Below are 20,963 nucleotides of genomic sequence, written 5' to 3'. Positions count from 1 at the left end.
CTGCCCTAGGTCAACCGGATGCGCCAGTCTTGGCGGGGGCCTGCCGACCCGCCTCACCTTCCGGGGGTGAGCCCTCCGCCCGGGCGACGAGGGTGAGCGCGATCTCGTACGCGGCCAGCAGTGCGCCGACCACGAAGAGGCCGGTCCACGACGACAGGAGCAACGCGCCAACGGCCGCGACGACGACACCCGCCACCCGCAGCACATCGGCGTGCTGCGCCAGCCACGGCCGCACCCGCGCGCTCTCCACCCGGTCCCCGGCCTTGGCCATGACATGGCCGGTGGCCCGTGCGCCCCGCGCCACGTACCGGCGGAGCGCCTTCGGCAGGCGTCCGGGTCCCACCAGATACGCCAGGACGGCGATGGCGGCGCCCAGCCACAGCAACTGGTCGCCCCGGTCGCGCAGGGTCGTGAACACCGTCCACATCGCGGCGCGTGCGCCGTCGCGGTAGACGCCCGACGGCACCTCGCCGAGCAGTTGGTCCCGCACCGCCCGCAGCACGGTCGAGAGCACCGTGACGGTCACGACCAGCCACAGGCCGAGCTGGAGGAGGGTGCGTCGCCGCTGGGGCGAGATCCACAGGGCGAGCCCGAGCAGCACCGGCACGGCGATCACCAGGCCGACCACCGCGCGCTTGAACAGCAGTACCGTCTCCTGCAGTTGACCGAGCTCGTGCCGGTTGTAGATCCGGATCTGTGCGAAGTTCTCGGGCAGCGATACGCCGAGCGCCTTCTCGATGCGGTCATGCAGGCCGGGCGGGAGCTCGCCGGAGGAGACGGCCGGCAGATCGAGCTTCTTGCCGAACATGGTGGGCACCTGCTCCTCCAGGGACCGCAGCACGTTGTTGACCATCGGGAGCAGGTTGAGGGTGACCGTGTCGCCGCTCACCCGCACGTTCTCGTTCTCCTTCTCGAGCACCGCGACGATCCGCTCGTGGGCGCGGCGGTTCGTCGCACGCCACAACTCCTGGAACCTGTCGTTGGCGATGAGCTTGGAGATCGAGTCCCGCACATAGTCGTGGACCGCCCCGGTGACGGGCGCCGCCAGGAAGGAAGCGCGCGGCGGCAGCACGTCGGTGAGCCGCTGCTCGACGTCGACCCGGTCGAGGATCTCGCGCGTCAGATAGGTGGAGACGGCGGCGTTCACGTCGGGATCCTCGGGCAGCGGCCCCACCGTGGCGATCCAGCGGTCCGTGTCGAGGGTGGTCCGCGAGCCCCACACCCCCACGACCGAGGTGACCGCGAGGACGGCGACCAGAGCGATCAGCACAGCCGCCACGACTCGTCGCACGGACAGCAGACGGGCCCGGCGCCGCCGCTCGGTCCCTGCCCGGTCACGCAGCTCACCGACCTCCGCACGCAGCCGCTCCAGTTCGGCCTCGTCGGCGCCGACACGGTTGGGCCCGGCGGGGTCACGAGCGGGCCCGGCGGCGTCACGAGCGGGCCCGGCGGCGTCACGAGCGGGCCCGGCCGCATCCCCTTGCGGTGTCTCTTGATGCGTCATGGGCGTCGCACCTCCGCCTCCCACCGTCCCGGCGCCCGCGCCGGCTTCCTTCACCTGCGGCGGGTGACGCGCCGCCCCCGGTGCCGACGCTGTGATGACGGCCATGACGGCGGCACTTTCCCGAGAGGAGACACGATGGCTGGGATCGGACCGGTACAACTCCTGACGGTCGAGTTCGGACCCGACGCCAAGTTCGAAGGACGGATCATCGAGGAACTGGGGATCCTGGAGGCGAACGGACAGATCCGTGTCCTCGACATGCTCTTCGTCCGCAAGGAGCCCGGAGGGAATCTGTTCGCCCTCGACTTCCAGGCTGAAGGCATGGGCGAGACGGTCGCCGCGCTGCTCGGAATCTCGAACGAGCAGACCCGGGCGGCGCAGGAGGTGTACCCGAGCCTGGCCGAGGGGAACGCGTTCGGCCTGACCTCCAGCGAGATCAGGGAGATGGCCGAGTCCCTCGACCCGGGGGCCGCGGCGGCCTTCATCCTGCTGGAACACGTGTGGGCCAAGTACCTGCGCAAAGCCCTCCGTGACGCCGGTGCCGTCCCTGTCGCCGAGGGCTTCCTCACCGATGAGGCACTGGCTCCCGTCCTCGCCGAACTCACGGCGATGGCACAGAAGTTGGGTGACCCGGTCCGACCTGAGGCCCGGCTGGACCCGAAGACCCGCAACCCACGGAGGAGGGCCTGATGGCCGATCTCGTCGTACTCGGATTCTCGGACAAGGAGAAGGCGGAAGGAGTTCTGCGCCTCGCCAAGGAACTGTCCCGCCAGGAACTGCTCGACCTGGAGGACGCGGCGATCGCCTGGCGGACCATGGACGGCAAGCTCCATGTGCACCAGACGTTCAACACCACCTCCACCGGCGCGGCCGGCGGCGCCCTGTGGGGCTCGCTGTTCGGAATGCTCTTCCTGATGCCGGTGTTCGGTGCCGCGGTGGGCGCCGCCACCGGAGCCATCGCCGGAAAGCTCTCCGACATCGGCATCAACGACGCCTTCGTCAAGGAGACCGCGAGCACCCTCGAACCGGGACGCGCGGCTCTCTTCGCTCTCGTCCGGCGCTCGACACCCGACCGCGTACGTGACGCGGTACGTCCCTTCAACCCCACCGTGATCCGCACGTCTCTCACCAAGGACCGAGAAGAGGAACTGATCGAGGCCCTCCAGCAGAAGTGACCGAAGGCGGCCCGTCCGCTCCGGACCCGGGCCGCCTCGGCAGGCGCCGTCTCCCACCGGAAATTCACCCGGGTGAGATGGCGCCTGCCGTGCGCTCCCGCTGCCCTGGCAACCCCATACTTGCCGCAGCCGCACCACTTTGCTCCGAGAGCGAGGTGCCGCCCATGGCAGAGTGCTCAAGCCCTTCACGGGACACCGACCCGAACCAGGAGGCCGCCCGCACAGCACCCCCGGTGCCCACCTGGCTCGTTCCCAGGCCCCGCCTGACCGACCGCCTCGCGAGAGGCGTTCTCGGGCCCCTGACCGTGATCGTGGGCCCTGTGGGCGCCGGCAAGACGGCCCTCGCCCTGGAATGGGCGCACACCCGGCGCCTGCCGGGACCGCTCGCCTGGGTCACCTGCGACGGCCGGACCGAGCGGTCCCGCGTCTTCTGGCCGCGCGTGATCGCCGCGCTGCGCGAGACCGGCGTGGACGTGCCGGAGCCCGACACCTCGGAGGCGGAATCGCTGCTCGTGGCGACACTCGCCGCCGGTCTGAGCAAGCGCGGTGAGCCGGTGGTACTGGTCCTTGACGACTTCCAGCCCGCTCCCGGATCCCCGATAGCGGAAGGGGTCAGCAGCCTGCTGCGGCACCTGCCGGGGGTGCTGCGCCTGGTGGTGCTCGCCCGCCGGGATCCTCCCCTGCATCTGCACCGCGGCCGCCTCACCAGCGAGGTCACCGAGCTGCGGACCGGAGACCTCGCCTTCGACGACCGGGAGGCGACGGCGCTCCTCGCCCAGCACGGGATCGACGTGCCGAAGCAGACGGTGAGCGCGCTGCGGCGGCGCACGGACGGTTGGGCGGCGGGGCTGCGCCTTGCCGCGATGTCCATGGAGAAGCAGAGCGATCCCGAACGGTTCGTGGCCCAGTTCGCCGGCGACGACGAGGCCATCGCCAGCTACCTCGTCGAGGAGGTCCTCGACATACAGCCCGACGGCATGCGCCGACTGCTCCTTACGACGAGTGTGCTCGACCATGTGAACGCCGAACTGGCCGTCGAGCTCTCCGGCGAGGACGCGGGCAGGCACTTCCCCGCTCTCGTCCGGGAGAACTCGTTCCTGCAACCCGTCGGCCAGGGCTGGTACCGGTGCCACCAGATGTTCGCCGACGTGCTGCGGATGTGCCTGCGCCACGAGAAGCCCGGCCTGGTCGCCCCGTTGCACCGCCGCGCGGCGGCCTGGCTCGGCGAACACGGTCTGCTGGCCGACGCCGTGCGGCACTTGCTCGCCGCGGGCGACTGGGACCAGGCAGGACGGCTGATCGTGGACCACCTCGCGATCGGTCAGGTGCTCGGTCTGAGCAGACTGTGGCTGTCGAACGAGCTGACCCGGAAGACGCCCGAGCAGCTGTCGACACAGAGCCCAGAACCCGTACTGCTCGCCGCGGCGGTCGCCCGGGGCCGCGACGACGACCCGGGGTGCTGCCGGTACCTCGACCTTTCCGAGCGGCTGATCGCGGACCTGACGGCGGACGAGGACCGCGCCACCCGGTGCCGCCTGGCCCATGCCGTGATCCGCATGGATCAGTTGCGCTCCCGGGACCCCCATGAGGCCCGCGCCGCCGCGGCCGACGCGGAGTCGGCCCTGACTCGCCTGCCGCAGGCTGCCTTGGCGCAGCACCCCGAGATCCTCGCGCTCACTCTGGCGATCCGGGGCAGCGGAGAGTTGCGGGCCGGTGGCCTCAAGGCCGCTGAGGCCTCCCTCACCGGGGGGCTCAAGGCCGCGGGTGTCGCGGGGAACGGTGCGCTGCGCCGGGACTGCCTCGTCGAACTGGCGCTTCTTGAGGCGCTCCGTGGCCGCTTCCGGGGCGCCGACGAACTCGCCGCCCAGGCCGTCCAGCCGCCCCTGCCCTCCTGGACCGTGGCGGAGCGCTCGCAGGCGTCCCTGCACCTCGTGCGCGCCTGGGTCGAGCTGGCGCGTGGCGAGCCCGGCCGGGCCCGGCACGAACTCACCAGGGTCAGGGCCGTGCTGGACGGCCTGCCGGACGAGTTCCTCTCCGAGGTCGGCTCCCTGGTGGCGGGTCTTGCCACTGCGGTGGAGCGAGGTGGTTCGGCGCCCGCGCCGATCGGTGATGTGGCGGCCACGTCCAGGCTGCCACGTCCCGTGCTGCGGGCAGTGGTGCCGGCCTGCGCCTCCCTGCTCGACTCCGCCCGTCGCAGGTTCACCGTCACCTCCCTACCGCAGCACACGGCCACGCGGCCGACGCTCGCCCTCATCACCGCCCCGTCGGCCCCCACCGAACGGCTCAGCGCGCGCGAGCGCGACGTTCTGGGCCGGCTGGCTCAGATGATGACCACCGAGGAGATCGCCGAGGAGCTCTACCTCTCGGTGAACACGGTGAAGACACATCTCAAGAGCGTCTACCGCAAGCTCGCCGTGACCCGGCGCTCGGCCGCTGTCCGGCGAGCACGCGAACTCCAGCTCCTGTAGCCAGAACTGATCCCGGTACTGGAACAGGGACTGGAACAGGGACTGGAACAGGGACTGGAACAGGGACTGGAACTGGAACTGGAAAGGTAGCGGGGACTCCCCGGCCGCCCTACACGAGCCTCAGCGCACGGCCACGCTCCACCGCCTCGGCCCGGGAGTTCACGCCCAGTTTCCGGTAGACGGCGCGGACGTGGCTCTTGACCGTGTTGACCGAGACATACAAGTCGTCGGCGATCTGCCGCAGCGGCACCTCGTGCTCCAGTCGGCACAGCACCGCCAGCTGACACTGCGTCAACGACTCCGTCGGCTGCGGTACGGGCCGCTTCGGCTGCGCGGGCACCAGCGCGAGTACAGCCGCCGCTTCCCCCATCAGTACACCCGCGCTGCGTACATCGCCCACGTCCCCCGCGATCCTGACCAGGGTTCCTGCGAACCAGACCAGACAGGTCGTCACGGTCGAATCGGCCGCCTGGACCTCTCCGCCGAGCACATGCAACCGCCCGTTCAGGACGGAGACTTCGCCCGTCACTCCCCGCGAGCCGTTCCCCGGCTCCGCGCACAGCGTCACGGACATGCCCTTCACCTCCCCATGTGCTGGGCATTACCCCTACACCCTGGGGCGGTCGGCACGGTTGCGGAAGACGCCCGTCGGCTCTTTTCGACGAGACTCGGCCCTCCCCGCGAGCCGCGCCCGTGCCGCGGTCCAGCTTGACCTCTGAGGCGTGTATCGAAAGTGGATCTTGGGGTGAGGTGATCGTGCTTCGTGGCACGTGGAGATCTGACGGGTACGCGGTGGGCCCACCTGGAGCCGTTGTTGCCCAGGGGCAAGAGGCCCGAGCGTCCACCGAGGCGCCCCGGGCCCCCGGCGAGCTCACCTTGTCCGTCTTCACGTAACCCCGCGTCACATGGCCTGCCGTCAGTCGGCCGCGCCGGCCACGGCCTCGATGAGGGAGTACGGTGCGGCTTCCGTGAGCGGGGTGATAGAGCTGAGGGACAGGCCCGCACGGTGGCACACTTCCTCGAAGTCCTTTCGGGTGCGCTCCCTGCCGCCCACGTTCACCAGCATGTTGAGGTCGCTCAAGTAGGTGACTCCGCCGTCGGTGACGTCGGCTTCCACGCCGGTGTCGACTTCGGGAAGCACGGGTTCCACGATCAGGACGAGGCCACCGGGTGGCAGCACCTCGCGGCAGTGGCTCAGGATCGTGACCGCCTGGTCGTCCGTCCAGTCGTGCAGGACGCTCTTCATCAGATAGAGGTCCGAGCCCCCGGGGACCGAACGGAAGAAGTTCCCGGCGATCAGGGAGCAGCGTTCCTTCAGTCCGTGCCGCTCCATCGTCTTCGGCGTCTCGGCCAGACCCTCCGCCGTGTCGAAGACCACCCCGGTGAGGCCCGGATGCGCGGCGAGCACACCGGCCAGAAGGGTTCCCCCGCCCCCACCGACGTCCGTGACCCTGGTGAACCGGCCGAAGTCGAAGGCGTACGGCAGCGCGGCAGCGGTCTCCGCGACGGCTTGGCTCATCGCCGCATTGAACTCCGCCGACAATTCGGGGTGTTGGGCGAGATGGCTGAAGAAGTCCGTGCCGAAGACGGTGTCGAACGCGACCTCGCCGGTGCGGACACTGTCGTCCAGATGTTCCCAGGCGCGTACTACCACCGGCTCGGTGAACATCCCCACGAACGACGTGAGCGAGTCGGGGCGGCCAGGGTCTAGGAGCGCACCCGCCGGGGTCACCGAGAAGGAGTCGGGGGCGTCTTCTCGCATCAAGCCGAGCCCGGTCAGGGCGCGCAGCAGCCGCGTCATGGGCTGGGGTTCGGCTCCGGCGTCGACAGCCACATCGGCGGCCCGTCGGGGCGTATCACCCACCAGCTCCACCACCCTCAACCGGACCGCCGCGCGCAGGGTTTGCGCGGCCATGCTCCCGAACGCGAGCCGGACGATCAGATCGCGGTCGGCCGTGCCTGCTGCTGCTCGGACATCGGTGTTCGTCACAGGTGCCTCCCCTTCTTCGTGTGGTGGTACGTGTCTTCGTGTGGTGGTAGGTGCATGAACCGGCGCGGGCACTCGTGCGTGTGGCCGGTCGCTTCGGTGTGGGCCAGGGTCAGTCGGCTGACGTAGCCCGGCCGGCCAGAGCGCCCGGCGTGCACCCGGCGAGGGCCAGTACGTCGCGATGGAGATGGGGCTGGTCGGCGTACCCGCACACAAGGGCGACGTCGCCGGCGCTCTCGCCCGCGCGGAGCGCTCGGGCGGCGTGGTCGAAACGGACCAGCATGGCGGCACGCTTGGGGGTGAGGCCGATCTGGGCACTGAACCTGGACCACAGCCGCTTGCGGCTCCATCCGCAGGACGCGGCCAGGTCACCGACCCTTGTCCGGCCCCGACGGGCCACGATGGTGTCCCAGGTCGCGGCGACCTCGGGCGACATCGACGGTCCCTCCATAGCCCGCTTCGTGAGGAACTCGTCCGTCAGCGCGAGGCGTTCCCGCCACGTCGTGGCGTCGGTCAACTCCTGGCGGAGACGTCGCTCGTGCCGCCCCCAAAGGTCCTCAAGTCCGATGACGGCCCCGTCCAGTTCGCGCGGGGAGACGCCCAGCAGCCCATAGGCGGCCCGGGGCGACAAGCACACTTCGACGCCTTCGAAGCGCTCGCCACGGACGCGCGCCGGGCCGTGCGACAACGCGGCCACGAAGCTGCTCATGGACTGGTGCCCAGTGGCACTCTCCACCGTGAGCGGGTCGCCCCCGAGCCCGATGATGACGATCACGGAGGGCTGGGGGAACACCCGCATATCCAGCCCGGCGGCGATGCGGTCACGGAATCCGGCCATCCGGACGCCGTCGAGGGATGCGCCGCCGAGGGGGCGGGCGACCTCCCAGCCGTCCTCGGCATCGCGATCCGTGGAGGTGGTTCCCACTTCTTGGCTGCGCATGCCTCTACCGTCCCCGACTTCGGGGGTCCTGTCTTGTACGAAAATTCCGTGCGCCGTCCCGTCCCCAGGGCCACCTCCCGAACCCTCCCGAACAGCCTGAGCCGTGGAGCTCTTCACAAGAGCGAGGACCCTGGGCTCAGCTGGGGCCACGTACGGCTGATGGGGTGGTGCGCCCGGCTGACGGTGGAGTCGATGCTGAGGTCCCAGGTGATGAGCTCTTCGGCATCGGCCTGGGCCCGCAGCGCCGCGAAGATCCGCTGCCAGCGGCGGAACAGGTCGTACGAGCGGGGCCAGGGGGTGGACGCACGGGCCTCTTGCCCCTGGGCGACAACGGCTCCAGGTGGGCCCACCGCGTACCCGTCAGATCTCCACGTGCCACGAAGCACGATCACCTCACCCCAAGATCCACTTTCGATACACGCCCGCGCCCGTGCCGCGGTCTAGGTGCTGGGGCCGGGCAGCCGACGCACCTCGAGCAGTTCGAGCCCCAACGCCTGGATGCGGTCGAGGATCCCGTACAGCGCGGCCTGGTCGAGCCCCGCTCCCACCAGCACTGTCTCCGCGGGACGCAGCACGACCGTCAGTTCTCCGAACGCCGACCGGAAGGCCTCGCCGATCCTGCCCCGGACGCGGATCTCGAAGTCGGCGCCGCCGGGTGGCGTCCCGGCCGGTCCGGGCCCCGAGTCCTCCTGTGCCCCGCCCATGGCGACACCTCCTGTACGACGGCCTGGCCATCGGCCGCCATCCTCGCCGCGGTGTGGCCGAACGGCATCACCTTGCGCGGGTGACGGTGCCCCGCCGGGGCTGCCGGGCTCATCCGCTGCGGGTGAACCGGCGAGGTGGCGCCGGGCGGATGCTCCGGTTCACCGAGAGGGAGGTTCGACATGGCGGAGCAGATCTCTGGGGACAAGGCGCGTTCCAGTACGCCCGAACCGCAGCCCCACATCAGTCCGGTCGCCCTCGGCGGAGTCGTCTTCGCCGTGTGCGTCCTTGGCATCGTCGGCGCGTTCAACGCGATCGCGGGACTCTCCGCGATCCTCGGCGACAACTACGACCAGTCGCAGGGCGACTACGCTTTCGACTTCGACGTCAACATCCGTGGCTGGGTCCAGCTGCTCTCCGGTGTCGTCATTGTCGCGGCGGCGTTCAACATCTTCACCGGCCGTACCTGGGCCCGCGTCGTCGGGATCGTCGTCGCGGCGCTCAGCGCCCTGGAGAACTTCTTCTTCACGCCGTACCAGCCGGTGTGGTCGGCCATCCTCATCGCGCTCGACATCCTGGTGATCTGGTCGCTGACCATGTACGGCCACCCCCAGGCACACAAGGTCTACGGGGCGCCTCTGTAGCCGGAGGCCAGCCGGTCCCCCTCAGCGCCTGGAGGTCAGCCCGAGCCTGCCGATCAGACGCCAGTCGAGCCGAGGCCGCTCCCGGTACGTACCCGGCCGGAGCCGGGGCACGATCACCCGCAGGGCCCCGGGCCGCACCTCGCAGTGCACGGGTACGCCCAGCCGCACCGCCTCGCCGTCGATACCGACCGGGATCTCCTCCTGATCGGCGTCGACGACCACGGAGGCGGCGGTCGCCCTGGTCAGTCCGGCGGACTGCCCTCCTCCCAGGAGTCCCGCCGCCTGTGCGGCACTAGTGACCCGCACGCCGACGCAGCCCAGGACCCCTGCGTCCAACCGCGTCCGGCGGCCGAGCCCGGCGACGTCGTTGGTGCCGTAGGGGTTGTTGCTCACCAGCAGGGCCTGCGGTTCCGAGAATTCGTGGTCCCCGGCGTGCGCCGTCAGTCGCGCGCCCCCATGGCCCACAAGGAGATCCGGCAGCAGCTTGAGTGTGGTGCGCCTCTTGTCGTCCCGGTAGGCGGGACTCTGCACCACCTCGGCGTACGCGCCGAACGACACGTTGTTGACGAAGGGCCGCCCGCCTGCCCGACCGAGATCCACCCGCAGCTCCACCCCGTCGTGCAACGCGTCCAGAGCCTTCGACGGATCCTCGCGGTCCAGGCCCAGATCGAGGGCGAAGTGGTTGCGGGTGCCCGCCGGTATCACCAGGAAGGGCAAGTCGAGGGCGGCAGCGACTTCGGCGACGAGCGCCTGTGTGCCGTCGCCACCGGCGACCCCGAGCAGATCGGCGCCCTCGGCCGCGCACTTGCGGGCCAGGGCCGCCACATCGGTCTCGCCGCGCCACTCCAGGAGCACCACTTCGGCCCCCAGTTCGCCCGCCCGCTCGCGCAGCGCGAAGCGGCGCACCTTGCCTCCGCCAGAACGCGGATTCATGATCAGCACCGGGTGGCGGAAGGCCGCCGCCGGCCTCTCCGGCATCGGGTCCGGGACCGTGTGCCGGGCGATGGCCGCTCGGCCCGTGCCCGCCGAGAGGAGCCACAGCACTCCGGACGCCACGACCACCCAGGAGAGCCGGGCCCGGGTGAACTCCACCACCACCCAGATCGGAGCGGTGAGCGCGAGCAGCACCGCCAGGATCCTCAGCAGGCCCCGCCTGCTGAGGATCCACCAGACCGCGGCTGCCGTGATCGCCAGGCCCGCGAGCCCCACGCCGAGCAGCGCGAAGGTCCTGAACCCCGCGAACACTGCGAGCACGAGCACCGCGGCGGCGGCGGATGCCAGGGACGCACGGGCCAGCCATCGCTGCCCTCGCATCGTCGGTTCCATGTCTCTCAGTCTGCGGCCCCGGAACGGACCGGGCCTCACCCCTGGGAGGCGACCTCACACCGACGGGGTGACGCCGGGCGGCCCGTTCGCGCCCAGAGTCCTCAGCGCCTGAAGGGAGCACCCCATGACCGAGACCGCGCACCGTCACCTCACCCCGCAGGAGCGGGCGGCCCTGGGAAGGGCCGGCCGGACCCGTGCCCGGCGGTCCGACCACGCCGAGTTCGCGCCCGCGCCGGACCGGCCCGACCCGATCGACGTGATCGAGCGGCAGTCGGCGGACAGGATCCCGGAACTCGTGCCGATCCGGTACGGCCGCATGCTCGAGTCGCCGTTCCGGTTCTTCCGCGGAGCGGCGGCCATCATGGCCACCGACCTGGCCGCCACCCCGGCCAGTGGGCTGCGGGCCCAACTGTGCGGAGACGCCCACATGTTGAACTTCCGGCTGCTCGCCTCGCCTGAGCGGCACCTGATGTTCGACGTCAACGACTTCGACGAGACGCTGCCCGGCCCGTGGGAGTGGGACGTCAAACGGCTCGCCGTCAGCCTCGTCATCGCCGGGCGCGACAGCGGCTTCAGCACGACGGAACGGGCCCGTGTGGTGCGTACGACAGTGCGTTCGTACCGCAAGTCGATGGGTGAGTTCGCCCGGATGCGGACGATCGACGTGTGGTACTCACGGATCGACGCGGAGGAACTGTACGCCGCGATGTCCGCCAGGCTGGACACGCGCGCGCGGCGGAGGGTGTCCCGCACGCTCAGCAAGGCCCGCACCCGTGACCATCTCCAGGCGCTGGAGAAACTGGCCGGGGTGGTCGACGGCCAGCTGCGGATCACCGCCGACCCACCCCTGATCACGCCCCTCGACGGCCTCTTGCCTGGAGTCGAGCGCAAGCAGCTGGAACAGCAACTGCGGGAACTGGTCGACCGGTACGCGCTGACGCTTCCCGCCGACCGCCGGGCGCTGCTTGCCCAGTACCGAGTGGTCGACATGGCCCGCAAGGTGGTCGGGGTGGGCAGCGTGGGGACCCGCTGCTGGATCATCCTGCTGCTCGGCCGCGACGACAGCGATCCGCTCCTGCTGCAGGCGAAGGAGGCGCCTGCCTCGGTGCTCGCGGAGTTCGCCGGCGCGAGCAGCCACGTCAACCAGGGGGAACGGGTCGTCGCAGGCCAGCGTCTGATGCAGGCGACCAGCGACATGTTCCTGGGCTGGGAACGGATCGAAGAGGGACTCGACGGTCGTCAACGCGACTTCTACATAAGGCAGTTGCGGGACTGGAAAGCCATCCCCCAGGCCGAGTTGATGACCCCGGACGTCATGCGCCTTTTCGGCCGGATGTGCGGAGCGACCCTCGCCCGCGCGCACGCGCGCTCCGGCGACCGGATCGCCATCGCTGCCTATCTGGGCGGCTCCGACTCCTTCGACCGGGCCTTGGTGCGATTCGCGGAGTCGTACGCCGACCAGAACGAGCGCGACCACCGGGCGTTGGCCGCCGCGGTGCGGGACGGCCGGGTGACCGCCGTGTCGGAGGGATCGGCTTGAGCGGCCGTCGGCCCGCCGAGCCAGTGGCGCAGGAACTCCTCCTGGGCCAGTATCCGGCCGACGGCGATGCCGAACACGATGGTGGTGAAGTAGAGGATCAGCCAGGACAGCACGGTGAACACCGAACCGAGTGCCGCATAGCGCTGCTCGCTCATCCGTAGCGCGCGCGGCAGCCACAGCCCCGAGGCAGCGCTGAAAGCGGCCCCTCCTGTGCCCGCGAGGAGGGCCCCCGGCAGCAGGGGCAGCCAGGGCACCCGGCCCGCGAGCAGCAGGTACTGGGTCCACCACCACATCAGGACCGCGGCCAGCGACTGCAGGAGGACGCCCAGGACGGGGCCCGCGCCGAACGCCCGGTGCAGCGCGCCCTGCACGATGAGCATCGCGATCCACACGAGAAGCCACACGGCCCAGCGCCAGGCCACGAGCCGCACAGCGGAACGGGGCAGGTCCCAGGAGCGTTCACACATCCGCTGCAGGGCGCGGGTGAAGGCCGTCGCGGACAGCAGCGCGACCAGCACGCCCACCGTTCCCCAGTTGTGCAACGCGGTGTCCCCGCCCGTGGAGACCACTTCGGCCCGCGCCACCACGGGCCCGCTCGAACCGAGCATGGTGCGCAGCGAGAGCAGCAGTTCCTGCCGGACGGCGTGTGGGCTGAACGAGGCGACTGCGATGAGCATCGGCAGCGCCGCAAGGAACGCCTGCGCCGCAAGCCGAGTCGACATGTCGAGAATGGTGACGCGCACAAGCTGTTGGACGACGCGCCCCGCCAGCGGCAGGGCCGCGAGGATCGGCATGACGGTGTCCTCTCATAGCAGGAGCCCGCTCCTGTCGGACACCCTCGGGGCCACCGCTGTGCGGCACGTCGCCCGCTCCGGGTGACGTACGCCGGTGACCGCGTGAGGCAGTCCAACGATCAAGGTGGTGCGGTAACCGTCTGCCAGGCCGAACAGATGGCCAGGCGCATATGCCCCTCCGGGGCGCGGCGCAGTGGCAGGCCGTCCGCGTTCGAGGTGGCCGCCAAGGGGGCGATGCCGGGGCGCGGTCCCGCGAGTTCGAGGGTGTCGTGGCGTGATACCGGCCACCAGGGCGGTGGTCCTGGGCTCTTCCCGTCGTAGTCGGTCACCGCCAGCGCGATCAGGTTCTCGTGCACGGTCATCAGCAGACGGACGCGCGCCGCCCTGCTGTGACCGGTCACGCAGTGCGCCGCGACGCGTGCCGCGGCGCTCATCCGGTGGGCCAGTGGCCTCGGTGCCCCGGATGCCGTGAGCACCGCCGCGGCCACTTCGGCCAGCACGTCCACGGAAGTCCGCCACGCGCGCGGCTTCCAGTCAACCGCACGGTCCGGCCCGCCCAGCGCCAATACCGTTTCGCCAATCCCACGGCAATCAAACCGAGATGCCCCGGACAAGTGCCAACTCGGCCCAATGGGTCCATTATGGAACCCTCTCGCTTCCCTGCCCCACCAGGGCGGATGCGGGGTGCGCGGACCGCTGCCGCGGGCCCGGCACTTAAGTGTGCCGCGGCCTGGCCTCCGGTTCGTCGCGCACGATCACCCTGGACCCCGGTGAGTGAGCCCGACCCTTCTCCTTCTCGGCACATGTCAGGCCTCGTCCACACCGGGGATGCCATCATGATCGACGGCGCCTTGCCCGCCACCGGGCATCTGCACACCTACAGCACTCAGGGCTATGTGGTCCTTGAGTTTCACGGCGAGATCGATGTCAGCGCGGCCCTCGACATGGCTCCGGCGCTGGACGCACACACGGCACATCCCGCCCTCGCGGTGATCATCGACCTCAGCCATGTCGAGTTCCTCGACTGCTCGGGGTTACGCCTGATGTGCCGGGCCCGGCGACGCGTCCTTGAGCACAGCGGAGAGCTGCAACTGGTCTGTGACCACCCGCTGATCCTGCGCATCCTGCGGGTGACCGGCCTCTTTCCGGCCTTCGCCCCCGTGCCGAGCCTCAGGGCGGCGCTGAGCAGCCCCGACATCGAAGAGGCCGGTTGACCACTCCGATCGGAGCCGCTGTCCACGATCGGCCGGCTCCTGGCCTCGTACCGCGCGTTCCGCCAGGGCCGACACGGCGGGCGTGGCCCTCAATCGATAGCCTGTGTCTTCATGACGCGCGCTTGGATTCTGCCGATACTGCTGCTGGTCAGCGGCTCAGTCGTTGCCGCTGGGCCGATCTCCAAGGGGAACCTCGGCGTGGCCGCGGCACTGCTGCTGGTGTTCGTCCTGCTCGCAGGCGTGAACTCGCCTCTGATCTACCCGCGTTCGATCAGCGCGCTGGAGGCGCGACGCCGCAGCGCGGTCGACGGTCGGCCGGTCGTCTTCTGGCGGCCGGGCTGCACGTACTGTCTGCGGCTGCGCGTACGGCTGGGCCGCGGCGCCCGCCATGTGCACTGGGTGAACATCTGGCGCGACCCCGCAGGCGCGGCGGCGGTCAGAGCGGCCAACGACGGCAACGAGACGGTTCCGACTGTCGTCGTGGCGGGCCGAACGCACGTCAACCCCGATCCTGGATGGGTACGGGAGCAGTAGGACTTCTCGGCTCACGGACGTTCTCTGAGTCCCGTCGCCCTCGCCACGAAAGCCGCGTGCAGCTCCCGTACGGCCCTCGGGAAGGACTCGCTGCGGCGACGCTGGAGGACCACCAGAACGCGGGTGGTCTCGTCGGTGAGCGGTCGGTGCGTGATCATTCCGGCCCGCTCCAGAGGGTCACCCGCGACGCTGAAGTCCGGCAGGAGCGCGGCACCGAGGCCTTCGGCCACCATGAACTTGCCCAGCTCCGCGCCGTCCGTCGAGTAGGCGAAGGACGGCGTGGAACCGCCGAGGAGGCGATGGGCGTAGCGGTGCATCACATAGCCGGCGCGCATCGCGATGAACGGCTCCGTCTCCAGGTCGGCGGGTGAGACGACGTCCAGCCGGGCCAGCGGGCTGTCCGGGTGCAGGCAGACGACGGGCCTGCCGCGCAGCAGCTCGGTGGTGTCGAAGTCGGGCGGGGTGTCGTCGCCGTCCAGGTAGTTCACCAGGCCCAGGTCGAAGCGGCCCTCGCGCAGCCCCCGGTGGATGTCGTCCTGCTGCGAGCCGACTATCTCCACCTGCGTCGCCGGGTGGGTCTCCCGGAAGGCGCGCACGGCGGGGACCAGGAGCGGGGCCGTGGCCGCGTTCACCGTGCCGACACGAACGACGCGGCTGGACTGGTGCTGGTCGTGCGCGGCCCTGCGCAGCCGGTCCACCGATTCCAGTACGCCGATGATGTGCGGCAGGAGCTCACGGCCCTCGTCGCTGACCTTCGCTCCGGAGCGGTGGCGGTCCAGGAGCGAGACGCCGAGCTCCCGCTCCAGGTTCCGCACGGTCTCGCTCAACGCGGGCTGGGAAAGGTGGAGTTCGCCCGCGGCCCGGCGCAGAGAGCCGAGCCGGGTGACAGCCTCGATGTACTCCAGCTGCTCTGTCCGCACCCCGCGCACCCCTCACCGAACACCTGCTGTGGGAGGGAAACCCTATCAGGGCTTAGCGATTACCGACTCGACGCCTGCGGGGGCAGCTGCTTGAATCGAGGACATGAACGCAGTGCGGCCCCACCTGACGCGGCGACGGTACGTCGACCTCGCGCTGGTGTGCAGCGCCTGCTGTCGCCGCGGCCGCTGAGCATCCGCCGGGCACTGAACTCCCTCTCGTGCGCGTGAACCCGCGAACTCTCCGTACCGCCGGGCCCTTTGACGGCCCGCGCGATTGACTGACGGGTCATATCGCACGTATCCGGCCACGCCGCGACCTTCGCGATCGCGCGCGTCCGCAGGCCCCGCGGGCAGCCCCTCCCCGCCCCCGTCTCTCCCTCGCCTCTCTCCACCGGCCCCCGTGGCCGCGTACCCGAAGGACTTCCGCCATGGCCACCGTTCTCCTGCTCACCGGCAGCGCCTCCGCCCCCGGCTCTTCCCGCACCGCCCGTCTCGTCCAGCACCTGGGCCGTGGCCTTGCCGCACAAGGCCACCGGGTGCAGACACTGGACGTCCGCACCCTGCCCGCCGACGCGCTCCTGTCCGCCGACACCTCCCACCCCGCCGTCGCCGAAGCTGTCGCCCTCGTCGAGAGCGCCGACGCGCTCGTGGTCGGCACCCCCGTCTACAAGGCGGCGTACTCGGGCGTCCTCAAGACCTTCCTCGACCTGCTTCCGCAGTACGCGCTGCGCGGCAAGCCCGTCCTGCCGCTGGCCACCGGCGGCTCCCCCGCCCATGTCCTCGCCGTCGACTACGCGCTGCGGCCCGTCCTCACCTCGCTCGGCGCCGAGGTCGCCCAGGGCTGGTTCGTCCTCGACCGCCACATCACGGCCGCCGACGACGGGACGGTCAGCCTCACGCCCGACGCGAATGCCGGGCTCACCCCCGTCGTCGACCGCTTCCACGAGGTGCTCGCGGAGCCGACACGGCTCGCGGCGGCGTGAAGGGGTAATCGGCTTTCCCTTCCGCACCGAGTCGACCAACGACCTCTCCCCTCTCCCGCTCCCTCTCCCTCTCCCGCTCCCACCCGCTCGCACCCGAAAGGCCCGCCCCATGCCCCGCATCCCCGCCTCCGACACGGAGGCGATCGCGATCGCCCGCCGGGTGGCCGAGCGTCTGACCGCCGACGACGCACGCCGCGATGCTGAGCGCGATCTGCCGTACGAGGAGGTGCGCGATCTCACCGAAGCCGGTCTCTTCACGCTCTCGATCCCCCGCTCGCACGGCGGGCCCGAGCTCGGTGCCCGCAGTCTGGGCGAGGTGTTCACCGAGCTGACGGCCGGGGACGCGAGCATCGGCCAGATCCCGCAGAACCACTACTTCTTCGTCAATGTGCTGGCCCACGCGGGCACCGAGGAGCAGCGCGCCTTCTTCTACCGCGAGGTGCTCGCGGGGCGGCACTTCGGCAACGCGCTCTCCGAACGGGGCACCCGCACGGCCCGTGAGTTCGCCATCGGCTTCGAGTCGCACCCGGACGGCGGCCGGGTGCTGAACGGCACCAAGTTCTACGCGACCGGTTCGCTGTTCGCGCACTGGATCCCGGTGTACGCCAACGACGAGGAGGGGCGTACGCACGCGGCCTGGGTCCCCGCCGACCACCCCGGCGTGCAGGTCGAGGACGACTGGAACGGCATGGGCCAGCGCACCACAGGGAGCGGTACCGTCCGCTTCGATCAGGTGCGGGTGCCCGCCGAGCACATAGTGCCCGTGTACACGATCTTCGAGAAGGACGAGGTGTTCGGCGCCTTCGGCCAGTATCTGCACGCGGCTCTCGACACCGGCATCGCCGTGGGCGCCCTGCGCGAGGGCAAGCGGCTCATCCACACGCTGGCCCGCCCCCGCCTGGAGGCGGGCGTGGAGCGTGCCGCCGACGAGGGCGCCGTCATCGACGGCTTCGGCGAGCTCGCCCTGAAGGTGCGCTCCGCGCGCGCCCTGCTGCGCGATGCCGGTGACGCCCTGGACGCCGCCCGCGCCGACCTGACCGAGCAGCGAGCCGCCGAGGCGTCGGCCGCGGTGGCCGCCGCCCGCGCGCAGTCGGACGCGGTGGCCCTGGCCGTGTCCAGCGGCATCTTCGAACTCATCGGCACCCGCGCCGCCGACCGCGACCTCAATCTGCACCGGCACTGGCGCAACGCCCGCACCCACACCCTCCACGACCCACGCCGTCTCAAGCTCCGCTACCTGGGCGGCTGGGAGCTCAACGACACCCCACCGCCCCGCAACGGCCTGGTCTGAGACCGGTACCGCGTTCGCGTTCACCACCGCAGAGGAAACCTCCACCCATGACCCTGACCTTCCACTGGTTTCTGCCCACCAACGGCGACAGTCGCCACATCGTCGGAGGCGGCCATGGCGTACCCACCGGTGCCGCCGGGGGCGACCGCCCCGCCACGCTCGCCTACCTCACTCAAGTGGCGCGCACAGCGGAGCAGTTGGGCTTCGAGGGAGCACTCACCCCCACCGGCGCCTGGTGCGAGGACGCCTGGCTGACCACCGCGATGCTGGTCGAGTCGACCGAGCGGTTGAAGTTCCTGGTGGCCTTCCGCCCCGGCCTCGTCACTCCGACCCTCGCCGCGCAGATGGCGGCGACCTACCAGCGGCACTCGGCCGGGCGCCTGCTCCTCAACATCGTCACGGGCGGCGAGGACCACGAGCAGCGCGCCTACGGAGACTTCCTCGGCAAGGACGACCGCTACGCCCGCTGCGACGAGTTCCTGCACATCATCCGCTCCCTGTGGCGTGGCGAGACCGTCGACTTCCACGGAGCGCACGAACACGTCGAACAGGCCAGCCTCACTCGCCTCCCCAGCCCGGTGCCGCCCGTCTATTTCGGCGGCTCGTCGAAGGCGGCGGGCCCGGTGGCCGCCCGGCACAGCGACGTCTACCTCACCTGGGGCGAGCCGCCCACCCAGGTCGCCGAGAAGATCGGCTGGATCCGCACACTGGCGAAGGCCGAGGGCCGCGAGGTCCGCTTCGGCATCCGGCTGCACGTCATCGCCCGAGACACCGCCGACGAGGCCTGGGCGCAGGCGAACCGACTGCTTTCCGGCACCGACCCGGCCGTGATCAGCGAGGTACAGCAGGGCCTGGCCCGCTCGGGCTCCGAGGGCCAGAAGCGCATGCTGGCCCTGCACGGCGGCTCCACCGAGCGCCTGGAGATCTACCCGAACCTCTGGGCCGGTATCGGCCTGCTGCGCGGCGGCGCGGGCACGGCTCTGGTCGGCTCGCACACCGAGATAGCCGACCGCATCGCGGAGTACCACGCCCTGGGCATCGACGAGTTCGTGCTCTCGGGATACCCGCACGTGGAGGAGGCGTACTGGTTCGGCGAGGGTGTCCTTCCACAGCTCGCCGCGCGGGGTCTGTGGCGCCACCCTGCCGCCGCGTCACTCGACGCGACACCGGCGGCGGTGCCGTTCGCCTCATAAGGGGCACCCAACTCGCCCTAGCCGTCGAGCGTCACCGGTCCGTACCGCGCGGTGGGGGTCTCGGTCGTGAGGGCCCAGTAGCGGTCGCCGTAGGACCAGTGCCACCACTCCGTGGGGTAGTTGACCAGGCCGGCCGTGGCGAGGGCCGCGGTGAGGGTGCGGCGGTTGCGGCGGGCGGTCGGGGAGATGCGGTCACAGTCCATGTAACAGGCGCCGTCGCTCTCCTCCGGGCTCGCGTTCACCGGGGTGCCGAGGTCGAGTTCGGTGCCGGAGGCCGTGCACAGGGTGAGGTCGATCGCGGCGCCCGCGACGTGCGGGCCCACCTCGGGCGGCGAGAGGGAGCGGCTCGTCTGCTGGCGCAGATACTCGTCCGACCAGTCGGGGTTGGCCTTCCGCAGCTCGGCGGCGTACTCCTCGAAGTACTGGATCTGGAGGGCGAGCGGACGGTACCCCTCGGTCGCCAGGAGGCGCAGGCCCTCGGGCAGCAGCCGGGCCGCGCGGGCAAGGCGCCACGCGACGCCCTCCCTGAGCCGGGCGTAGGCCCCGGCCCCGTCCGCGAGGCGGTCGTCGACGTCCACGAAGGGAAGCTGGCGCAGGTCGACGAGGGCCTCGCCGCACTCCTGGACCGGTATGCCGACGACTCTGGGATCGTTCATGAGGATGATCGACGACATGCTTGCCCCTTCGTGGCGACGCCGGCGGGCACAGCTCCGGGGACGGGCTGCCGCCCGCCCCCGGAGTCCCCTCCGTGCCCTGGCAGGGGCGCTACGCGACGAGCGGCCCACACGACCGACGGTGTCGGTGGTGTGGGCCGTACGAGGCATCAGTGGCCTTCCCCCGTGCTTCCCCCGATGAATTCCGCTGAGTCCCCCGTTGTTTCCTGCGATCCCCCGTTGCCGTCGGCGTGTTCACCCGCCGACACACAGAGCGTGGCGCACTCCGCTGCAAATTCTCTGCAAGTCCGCATCAAGCGGATTGCAGCCCCCGCCCCCAGCCCCCGGCTCCCGCGTCGGTAGTCGCACGCAGTCGCGAGCGCGGGGCGCAGGTATCAACCCCGCAACCGGTAATTAGATCCTTCAGGTGACAACCCGACCGTGTCCAAGTCCCGGCCTCCCTGTTATCACCCATGGCAACTTCGTGGTCAACGAGGAGGACTTGATGGAGAACATCCGGGAGCGGAAGCTCAAGCGCTATTTCACCGCGATCGACGCGGACGGCAGCGGTACGCTCACGCGCGGGGACTTCGAACTCGTCGCGCGCCGGTACGTCGACGCGCTCAACCTGGCACCCGACTCGCATCAGGCCGAGAAGACCAGGACAGCGACTCTCAAGATCTGGGACGACTTGATCTCCCCGATGGACGCGAACGGCGACGGCAAGGTCTCGCCGGAGGAGTTCATCGACGCTCTGCAGAAGTCGCTCGCGACGGACCGTGCGGCCTACGCCGAATCGATCCGGCCATCCGCCAACGCCTACTTCGAACTCTGCGACGCCGACGACAACGGCGAAGTGGACGAACAGGAGTACATCCGTCTCATGGGCGCCGCGTGCGGCATCCCCGCGGATGAGGCCGCCGCCACCTACCGCACGCTCGTGCCCCCGGCGCACGACGGGATGACACGCGAAAGCTGGCACGAGATGCTCCTGTCCTTCTTCTACGACGAAGAACCCGACTCACCGGCGAACCACATCTTCGGCCGCCTCTGAATCTCCCGTCCGAACCTCCCGCCGCACGTCCCCGCGCCGGT

20 protein-coding genes and 2 pseudogenes are annotated in these 20,963 nt (G+C 70.6%); 11 read left to right on the top strand and 11 right to left on the bottom strand.

Annotation, left to right across the window (positions count from 1 at the left end; genetic code table 11):
- Positions 1-10: 10 nt before the first annotated feature.
- Positions 11-1,504 (bottom strand): hypothetical protein, encoded by a 1,494-nt coding sequence (locus ACFVXC_RS16845; protein WP_389906011.1) that lies wholly within the window; start codon positions 1,502-1,504, stop codon positions 11-13.
- Between the two features lie 135 nt (positions 1,505-1,639).
- Between ACFVXC_RS16845 and ACFVXC_RS16840 the strand changes: the two genes are divergently transcribed.
- From ACFVXC_RS16840 to ACFVXC_RS16830, 3 genes are all read left to right on the top strand, one after another.
- Positions 1,640-2,194 (top strand): DUF1269 domain-containing protein, encoded by a 555-nt coding sequence (locus ACFVXC_RS16840; RefSeq protein WP_389906010.1) that lies wholly within the window; start codon positions 1,640-1,642, stop codon positions 2,192-2,194.
- Positions 2,194-2,679 (top strand): DUF1269 domain-containing protein, encoded by a 486-nt coding sequence (locus ACFVXC_RS16835; RefSeq protein ID WP_389906008.1) that lies wholly within the window; start codon positions 2,194-2,196, stop codon positions 2,677-2,679. Before ACFVXC_RS16840 ends, ACFVXC_RS16835 begins: the two co-directional genes overlap by 1 nt.
- A gap of 164 nt (positions 2,680-2,843) precedes the next feature.
- A complete protein-coding gene (locus ACFVXC_RS16830; RefSeq protein WP_389906007.1) occupies positions 2,844-5,147 on the top strand; it encodes a LuxR C-terminal-related transcriptional regulator in 2,304 nt (767 codons plus the stop codon).
- A gap of 109 nt (positions 5,148-5,256) precedes the next feature.
- On the opposite strand, the gene ACFVXC_RS16825 is transcribed toward ACFVXC_RS16830, so the two are convergent.
- The 5 genes and pseudogenes from ACFVXC_RS16825 to ACFVXC_RS16805 all read right to left on the bottom strand — a co-directional run bounded on the left by ACFVXC_RS16825 (position 5,257) and on the right by ACFVXC_RS16805 (position 8,778).
- Positions 5,257-5,721, bottom strand: a complete 465-nt coding sequence (locus ACFVXC_RS16825; protein ID WP_389906006.1) for a helix-turn-helix transcriptional regulator — start codon at positions 5,719-5,721, stop codon at positions 5,257-5,259.
- Positions 5,722-6,063: 342 nt separating this feature from the next.
- A complete protein-coding gene (locus ACFVXC_RS16820; protein ID WP_389906004.1) occupies positions 6,064-7,137 on the bottom strand; it encodes a methyltransferase in 1,074 nt (357 codons plus the stop codon).
- 109 nt (positions 7,138-7,246) lie between these two features.
- Positions 7,247-8,074 carry a helix-turn-helix domain-containing protein gene (locus ACFVXC_RS16815; protein ID WP_389906002.1) on the bottom strand — a complete coding sequence of 276 codons (828 nt, stop codon included), beginning with the start codon at positions 8,072-8,074 and terminating at the stop codon, positions 7,247-7,249.
- Positions 8,075-8,241: 167 nt separating this feature from the next.
- Positions 8,242-8,337 (bottom strand): annotated as a pseudogene (locus tag ACFVXC_RS16810) (IS5/IS1182 family transposase); the annotation flags it as partial.
- 177 nt (positions 8,338-8,514) lie between these two features.
- Positions 8,515-8,778, bottom strand: coding sequence for a hypothetical protein (locus tag ACFVXC_RS16805; protein ID WP_389906000.1), 264 nt, complete (start codon positions 8,776-8,778; stop codon positions 8,515-8,517).
- Between the two features lie 180 nt (positions 8,779-8,958).
- On the opposite strand from ACFVXC_RS16805, the gene ACFVXC_RS16800 reads away from it, so the two are divergent.
- Entirely contained in the window at positions 8,959-9,420 is a 462-nt protein-coding gene (locus tag ACFVXC_RS16800; RefSeq protein WP_389905999.1) for a hypothetical protein, read from the top strand.
- Between the two features lie 21 nt (positions 9,421-9,441).
- On the opposite strand, the gene ACFVXC_RS16795 is transcribed toward ACFVXC_RS16800, so the two are convergent.
- The gene (locus ACFVXC_RS16795; RefSeq protein ID WP_389905997.1) at positions 9,442-10,746 is read right to left on the bottom strand and encodes a diacylglycerol/lipid kinase family protein; all 1,305 of its coding nucleotides are present in this window, start codon (positions 10,744-10,746) and stop codon (positions 9,442-9,444) included.
- Positions 10,747-10,870: 124 nt separating this feature from the next.
- Here ACFVXC_RS16795 and ACFVXC_RS16790 point away from each other — a divergent pair, with 124 nt between their 5' ends.
- Positions 10,871-12,286: a DUF2252 domain-containing protein gene (locus ACFVXC_RS16790; protein ID WP_389905995.1), complete on the top strand. Its 1,416-nt coding sequence runs from the start codon at positions 10,871-10,873 to the stop codon at positions 12,284-12,286.
- Between the two features lie 53 nt (positions 12,287-12,339).
- Here the strand turns inward: ACFVXC_RS16790 and ACFVXC_RS16785 are convergent.
- Positions 12,340-13,008: pseudogene (locus tag ACFVXC_RS16785) on the bottom strand (YhjD/YihY/BrkB family envelope integrity protein); the annotation flags it as partial.
- A gap of 191 nt (positions 13,009-13,199) precedes the next feature.
- On the bottom strand, positions 13,200-13,586 hold the full coding sequence (locus ACFVXC_RS16780; protein WP_389905993.1) for a hypothetical protein: 387 nt from the start codon (positions 13,584-13,586) through the stop codon (positions 13,200-13,202).
- 330 nt (positions 13,587-13,916) lie between these two features.
- On the opposite strand from ACFVXC_RS16780, the gene ACFVXC_RS16775 reads away from it, so the two are divergent.
- A complete protein-coding gene (locus tag ACFVXC_RS16775; RefSeq protein ID WP_389905991.1) occupies positions 13,917-14,294 on the top strand; it encodes an STAS domain-containing protein in 378 nt (125 codons plus the stop codon).
- Positions 14,295-14,405: 111 nt separating this feature from the next.
- The gene (locus ACFVXC_RS16770; RefSeq protein ID WP_389905989.1) at positions 14,406-14,828 is read left to right on the top strand and encodes a glutaredoxin domain-containing protein; all 423 of its coding nucleotides are present in this window, start codon (positions 14,406-14,408) and stop codon (positions 14,826-14,828) included.
- Between the two features lie 11 nt (positions 14,829-14,839).
- Here the strand turns inward: ACFVXC_RS16770 and ACFVXC_RS16765 are convergent, their stop codons facing one another.
- Positions 14,840-15,748 carry a LysR family transcriptional regulator gene (locus ACFVXC_RS16765; protein ID WP_389905987.1) on the bottom strand — a complete coding sequence of 303 codons (909 nt, stop codon included), beginning with the start codon at positions 15,746-15,748 and terminating at the stop codon, positions 14,840-14,842.
- Between the two features lie 428 nt (positions 15,749-16,176).
- Between ACFVXC_RS16765 and ssuE the strand changes: the two genes are divergently transcribed.
- From ssuE to ACFVXC_RS16750, 3 genes are all read left to right on the top strand, one after another.
- A complete protein-coding gene (ssuE, locus tag ACFVXC_RS16760; RefSeq protein WP_389905986.1) occupies positions 16,177-16,731 on the top strand; it encodes an NADPH-dependent FMN reductase in 555 nt (184 codons plus the stop codon).
- A 109-nt stretch (positions 16,732-16,840) separates the two neighbouring features.
- Positions 16,841-18,022 carry an SfnB family sulfur acquisition oxidoreductase gene (locus ACFVXC_RS16755; protein WP_389905985.1) on the top strand — a complete coding sequence of 394 codons (1,182 nt, stop codon included), beginning with the start codon at positions 16,841-16,843 and terminating at the stop codon, positions 18,020-18,022.
- Between the two features lie 47 nt (positions 18,023-18,069).
- On the top strand, positions 18,070-19,215 hold the full coding sequence (locus ACFVXC_RS16750) for an LLM class flavin-dependent oxidoreductase (protein ID WP_389905983.1): 1,146 nt from the start codon (positions 18,070-18,072) through the stop codon (positions 19,213-19,215).
- A gap of 17 nt (positions 19,216-19,232) precedes the next feature.
- Here the strand turns inward: ACFVXC_RS16750 and ACFVXC_RS16745 are convergent, their stop codons facing one another.
- Positions 19,233-19,889 carry a M15 family metallopeptidase gene (locus tag ACFVXC_RS16745; protein WP_389905982.1) on the bottom strand — a complete coding sequence of 219 codons (657 nt, stop codon included), beginning with the start codon at positions 19,887-19,889 and terminating at the stop codon, positions 19,233-19,235.
- 484 nt (positions 19,890-20,373) lie between these two features.
- On the opposite strand from ACFVXC_RS16745, the gene ACFVXC_RS16740 reads away from it, so the two are divergent.
- Positions 20,374-20,922: an EF-hand domain-containing protein gene (locus ACFVXC_RS16740; RefSeq protein WP_389905980.1), complete on the top strand. Its 549-nt coding sequence runs from the start codon at positions 20,374-20,376 to the stop codon at positions 20,920-20,922.
- Positions 20,923-20,963 lie beyond the last annotated feature (41 nt).

The sequence above is a fragment of the Streptomyces sp. NPDC058257 genome, from assembly GCF_042881845.1.
GTDB lineage: Bacteria > Actinomycetota > Actinomycetes > Streptomycetales > Streptomycetaceae > Streptomyces.
This window is presented reverse-complemented; position numbering and strand designations above follow the sequence as displayed.

Excerpts from the sequence above, each read along its gene's own strand:
- ACFVXC_RS16795 (WP_389905997.1), bottom strand. The coding sequence starts at position 10,746 with ATGGAACCGACGATGCGAGGGCAGCGATGGCTGGCCCGTGCGTCCCTG.
- ssuE (WP_389905986.1), top strand. The coding sequence starts at position 16,177 with ATGGCCACCGTTCTCCTGCTCACCGGCAGCGCCTCCGCCCCCGGCTCT.
- ACFVXC_RS16800 (WP_389905999.1), top strand. The coding sequence starts at position 8,959 with ATGGCGGAGCAGATCTCTGGGGACAAGGCGCGTTCCAGTACGCCCGAA.
- ACFVXC_RS16740 (WP_389905980.1), top strand. The coding sequence starts at position 20,374 with ATGGAGAACATCCGGGAGCGGAAGCTCAAGCGCTATTTCACCGCGATC.
- ACFVXC_RS16805 (WP_389906000.1), bottom strand. The coding sequence starts at position 8,778 with ATGGGCGGGGCACAGGAGGACTCGGGGCCCGGACCGGCCGGGACGCCA.
- ACFVXC_RS16825 (WP_389906006.1), bottom strand. The coding sequence starts at position 5,721 with ATGTCCGTGACGCTGTGCGCGGAGCCGGGGAACGGCTCGCGGGGAGTG.
- ACFVXC_RS16815 (WP_389906002.1), bottom strand. The coding sequence starts at position 8,074 with ATGCGCAGCCAAGAAGTGGGAACCACCTCCACGGATCGCGATGCCGAG.
- ACFVXC_RS16750 (WP_389905983.1), top strand. The coding sequence starts at position 18,070 with ATGACCCTGACCTTCCACTGGTTTCTGCCCACCAACGGCGACAGTCGC.
- ACFVXC_RS16745 (WP_389905982.1), bottom strand. The coding sequence starts at position 19,889 with ATGTCGTCGATCATCCTCATGAACGATCCCAGAGTCGTCGGCATACCG.
- ACFVXC_RS16775 (WP_389905991.1), top strand. The coding sequence starts at position 13,917 with ATGATCGACGGCGCCTTGCCCGCCACCGGGCATCTGCACACCTACAGC.
- ACFVXC_RS16845 (WP_389906011.1), bottom strand. The coding sequence starts at position 1,504 with ATGACGCATCAAGAGACACCGCAAGGGGATGCGGCCGGGCCCGCTCGT.
- ACFVXC_RS16830 (WP_389906007.1), top strand. The coding sequence starts at position 2,844 with ATGGCAGAGTGCTCAAGCCCTTCACGGGACACCGACCCGAACCAGGAG.
- ACFVXC_RS16770 (WP_389905989.1), top strand. The coding sequence starts at position 14,406 with ATGACGCGCGCTTGGATTCTGCCGATACTGCTGCTGGTCAGCGGCTCA.
- ACFVXC_RS16790 (WP_389905995.1), top strand. The coding sequence starts at position 10,871 with ATGACCGAGACCGCGCACCGTCACCTCACCCCGCAGGAGCGGGCGGCC.
- ACFVXC_RS16755 (WP_389905985.1), top strand. The coding sequence starts at position 16,841 with ATGCCCCGCATCCCCGCCTCCGACACGGAGGCGATCGCGATCGCCCGC.
- ACFVXC_RS16835 (WP_389906008.1), top strand. The coding sequence starts at position 2,194 with ATGGCCGATCTCGTCGTACTCGGATTCTCGGACAAGGAGAAGGCGGAA.
- ACFVXC_RS16840 (WP_389906010.1), top strand. The coding sequence starts at position 1,640 with ATGGCTGGGATCGGACCGGTACAACTCCTGACGGTCGAGTTCGGACCC.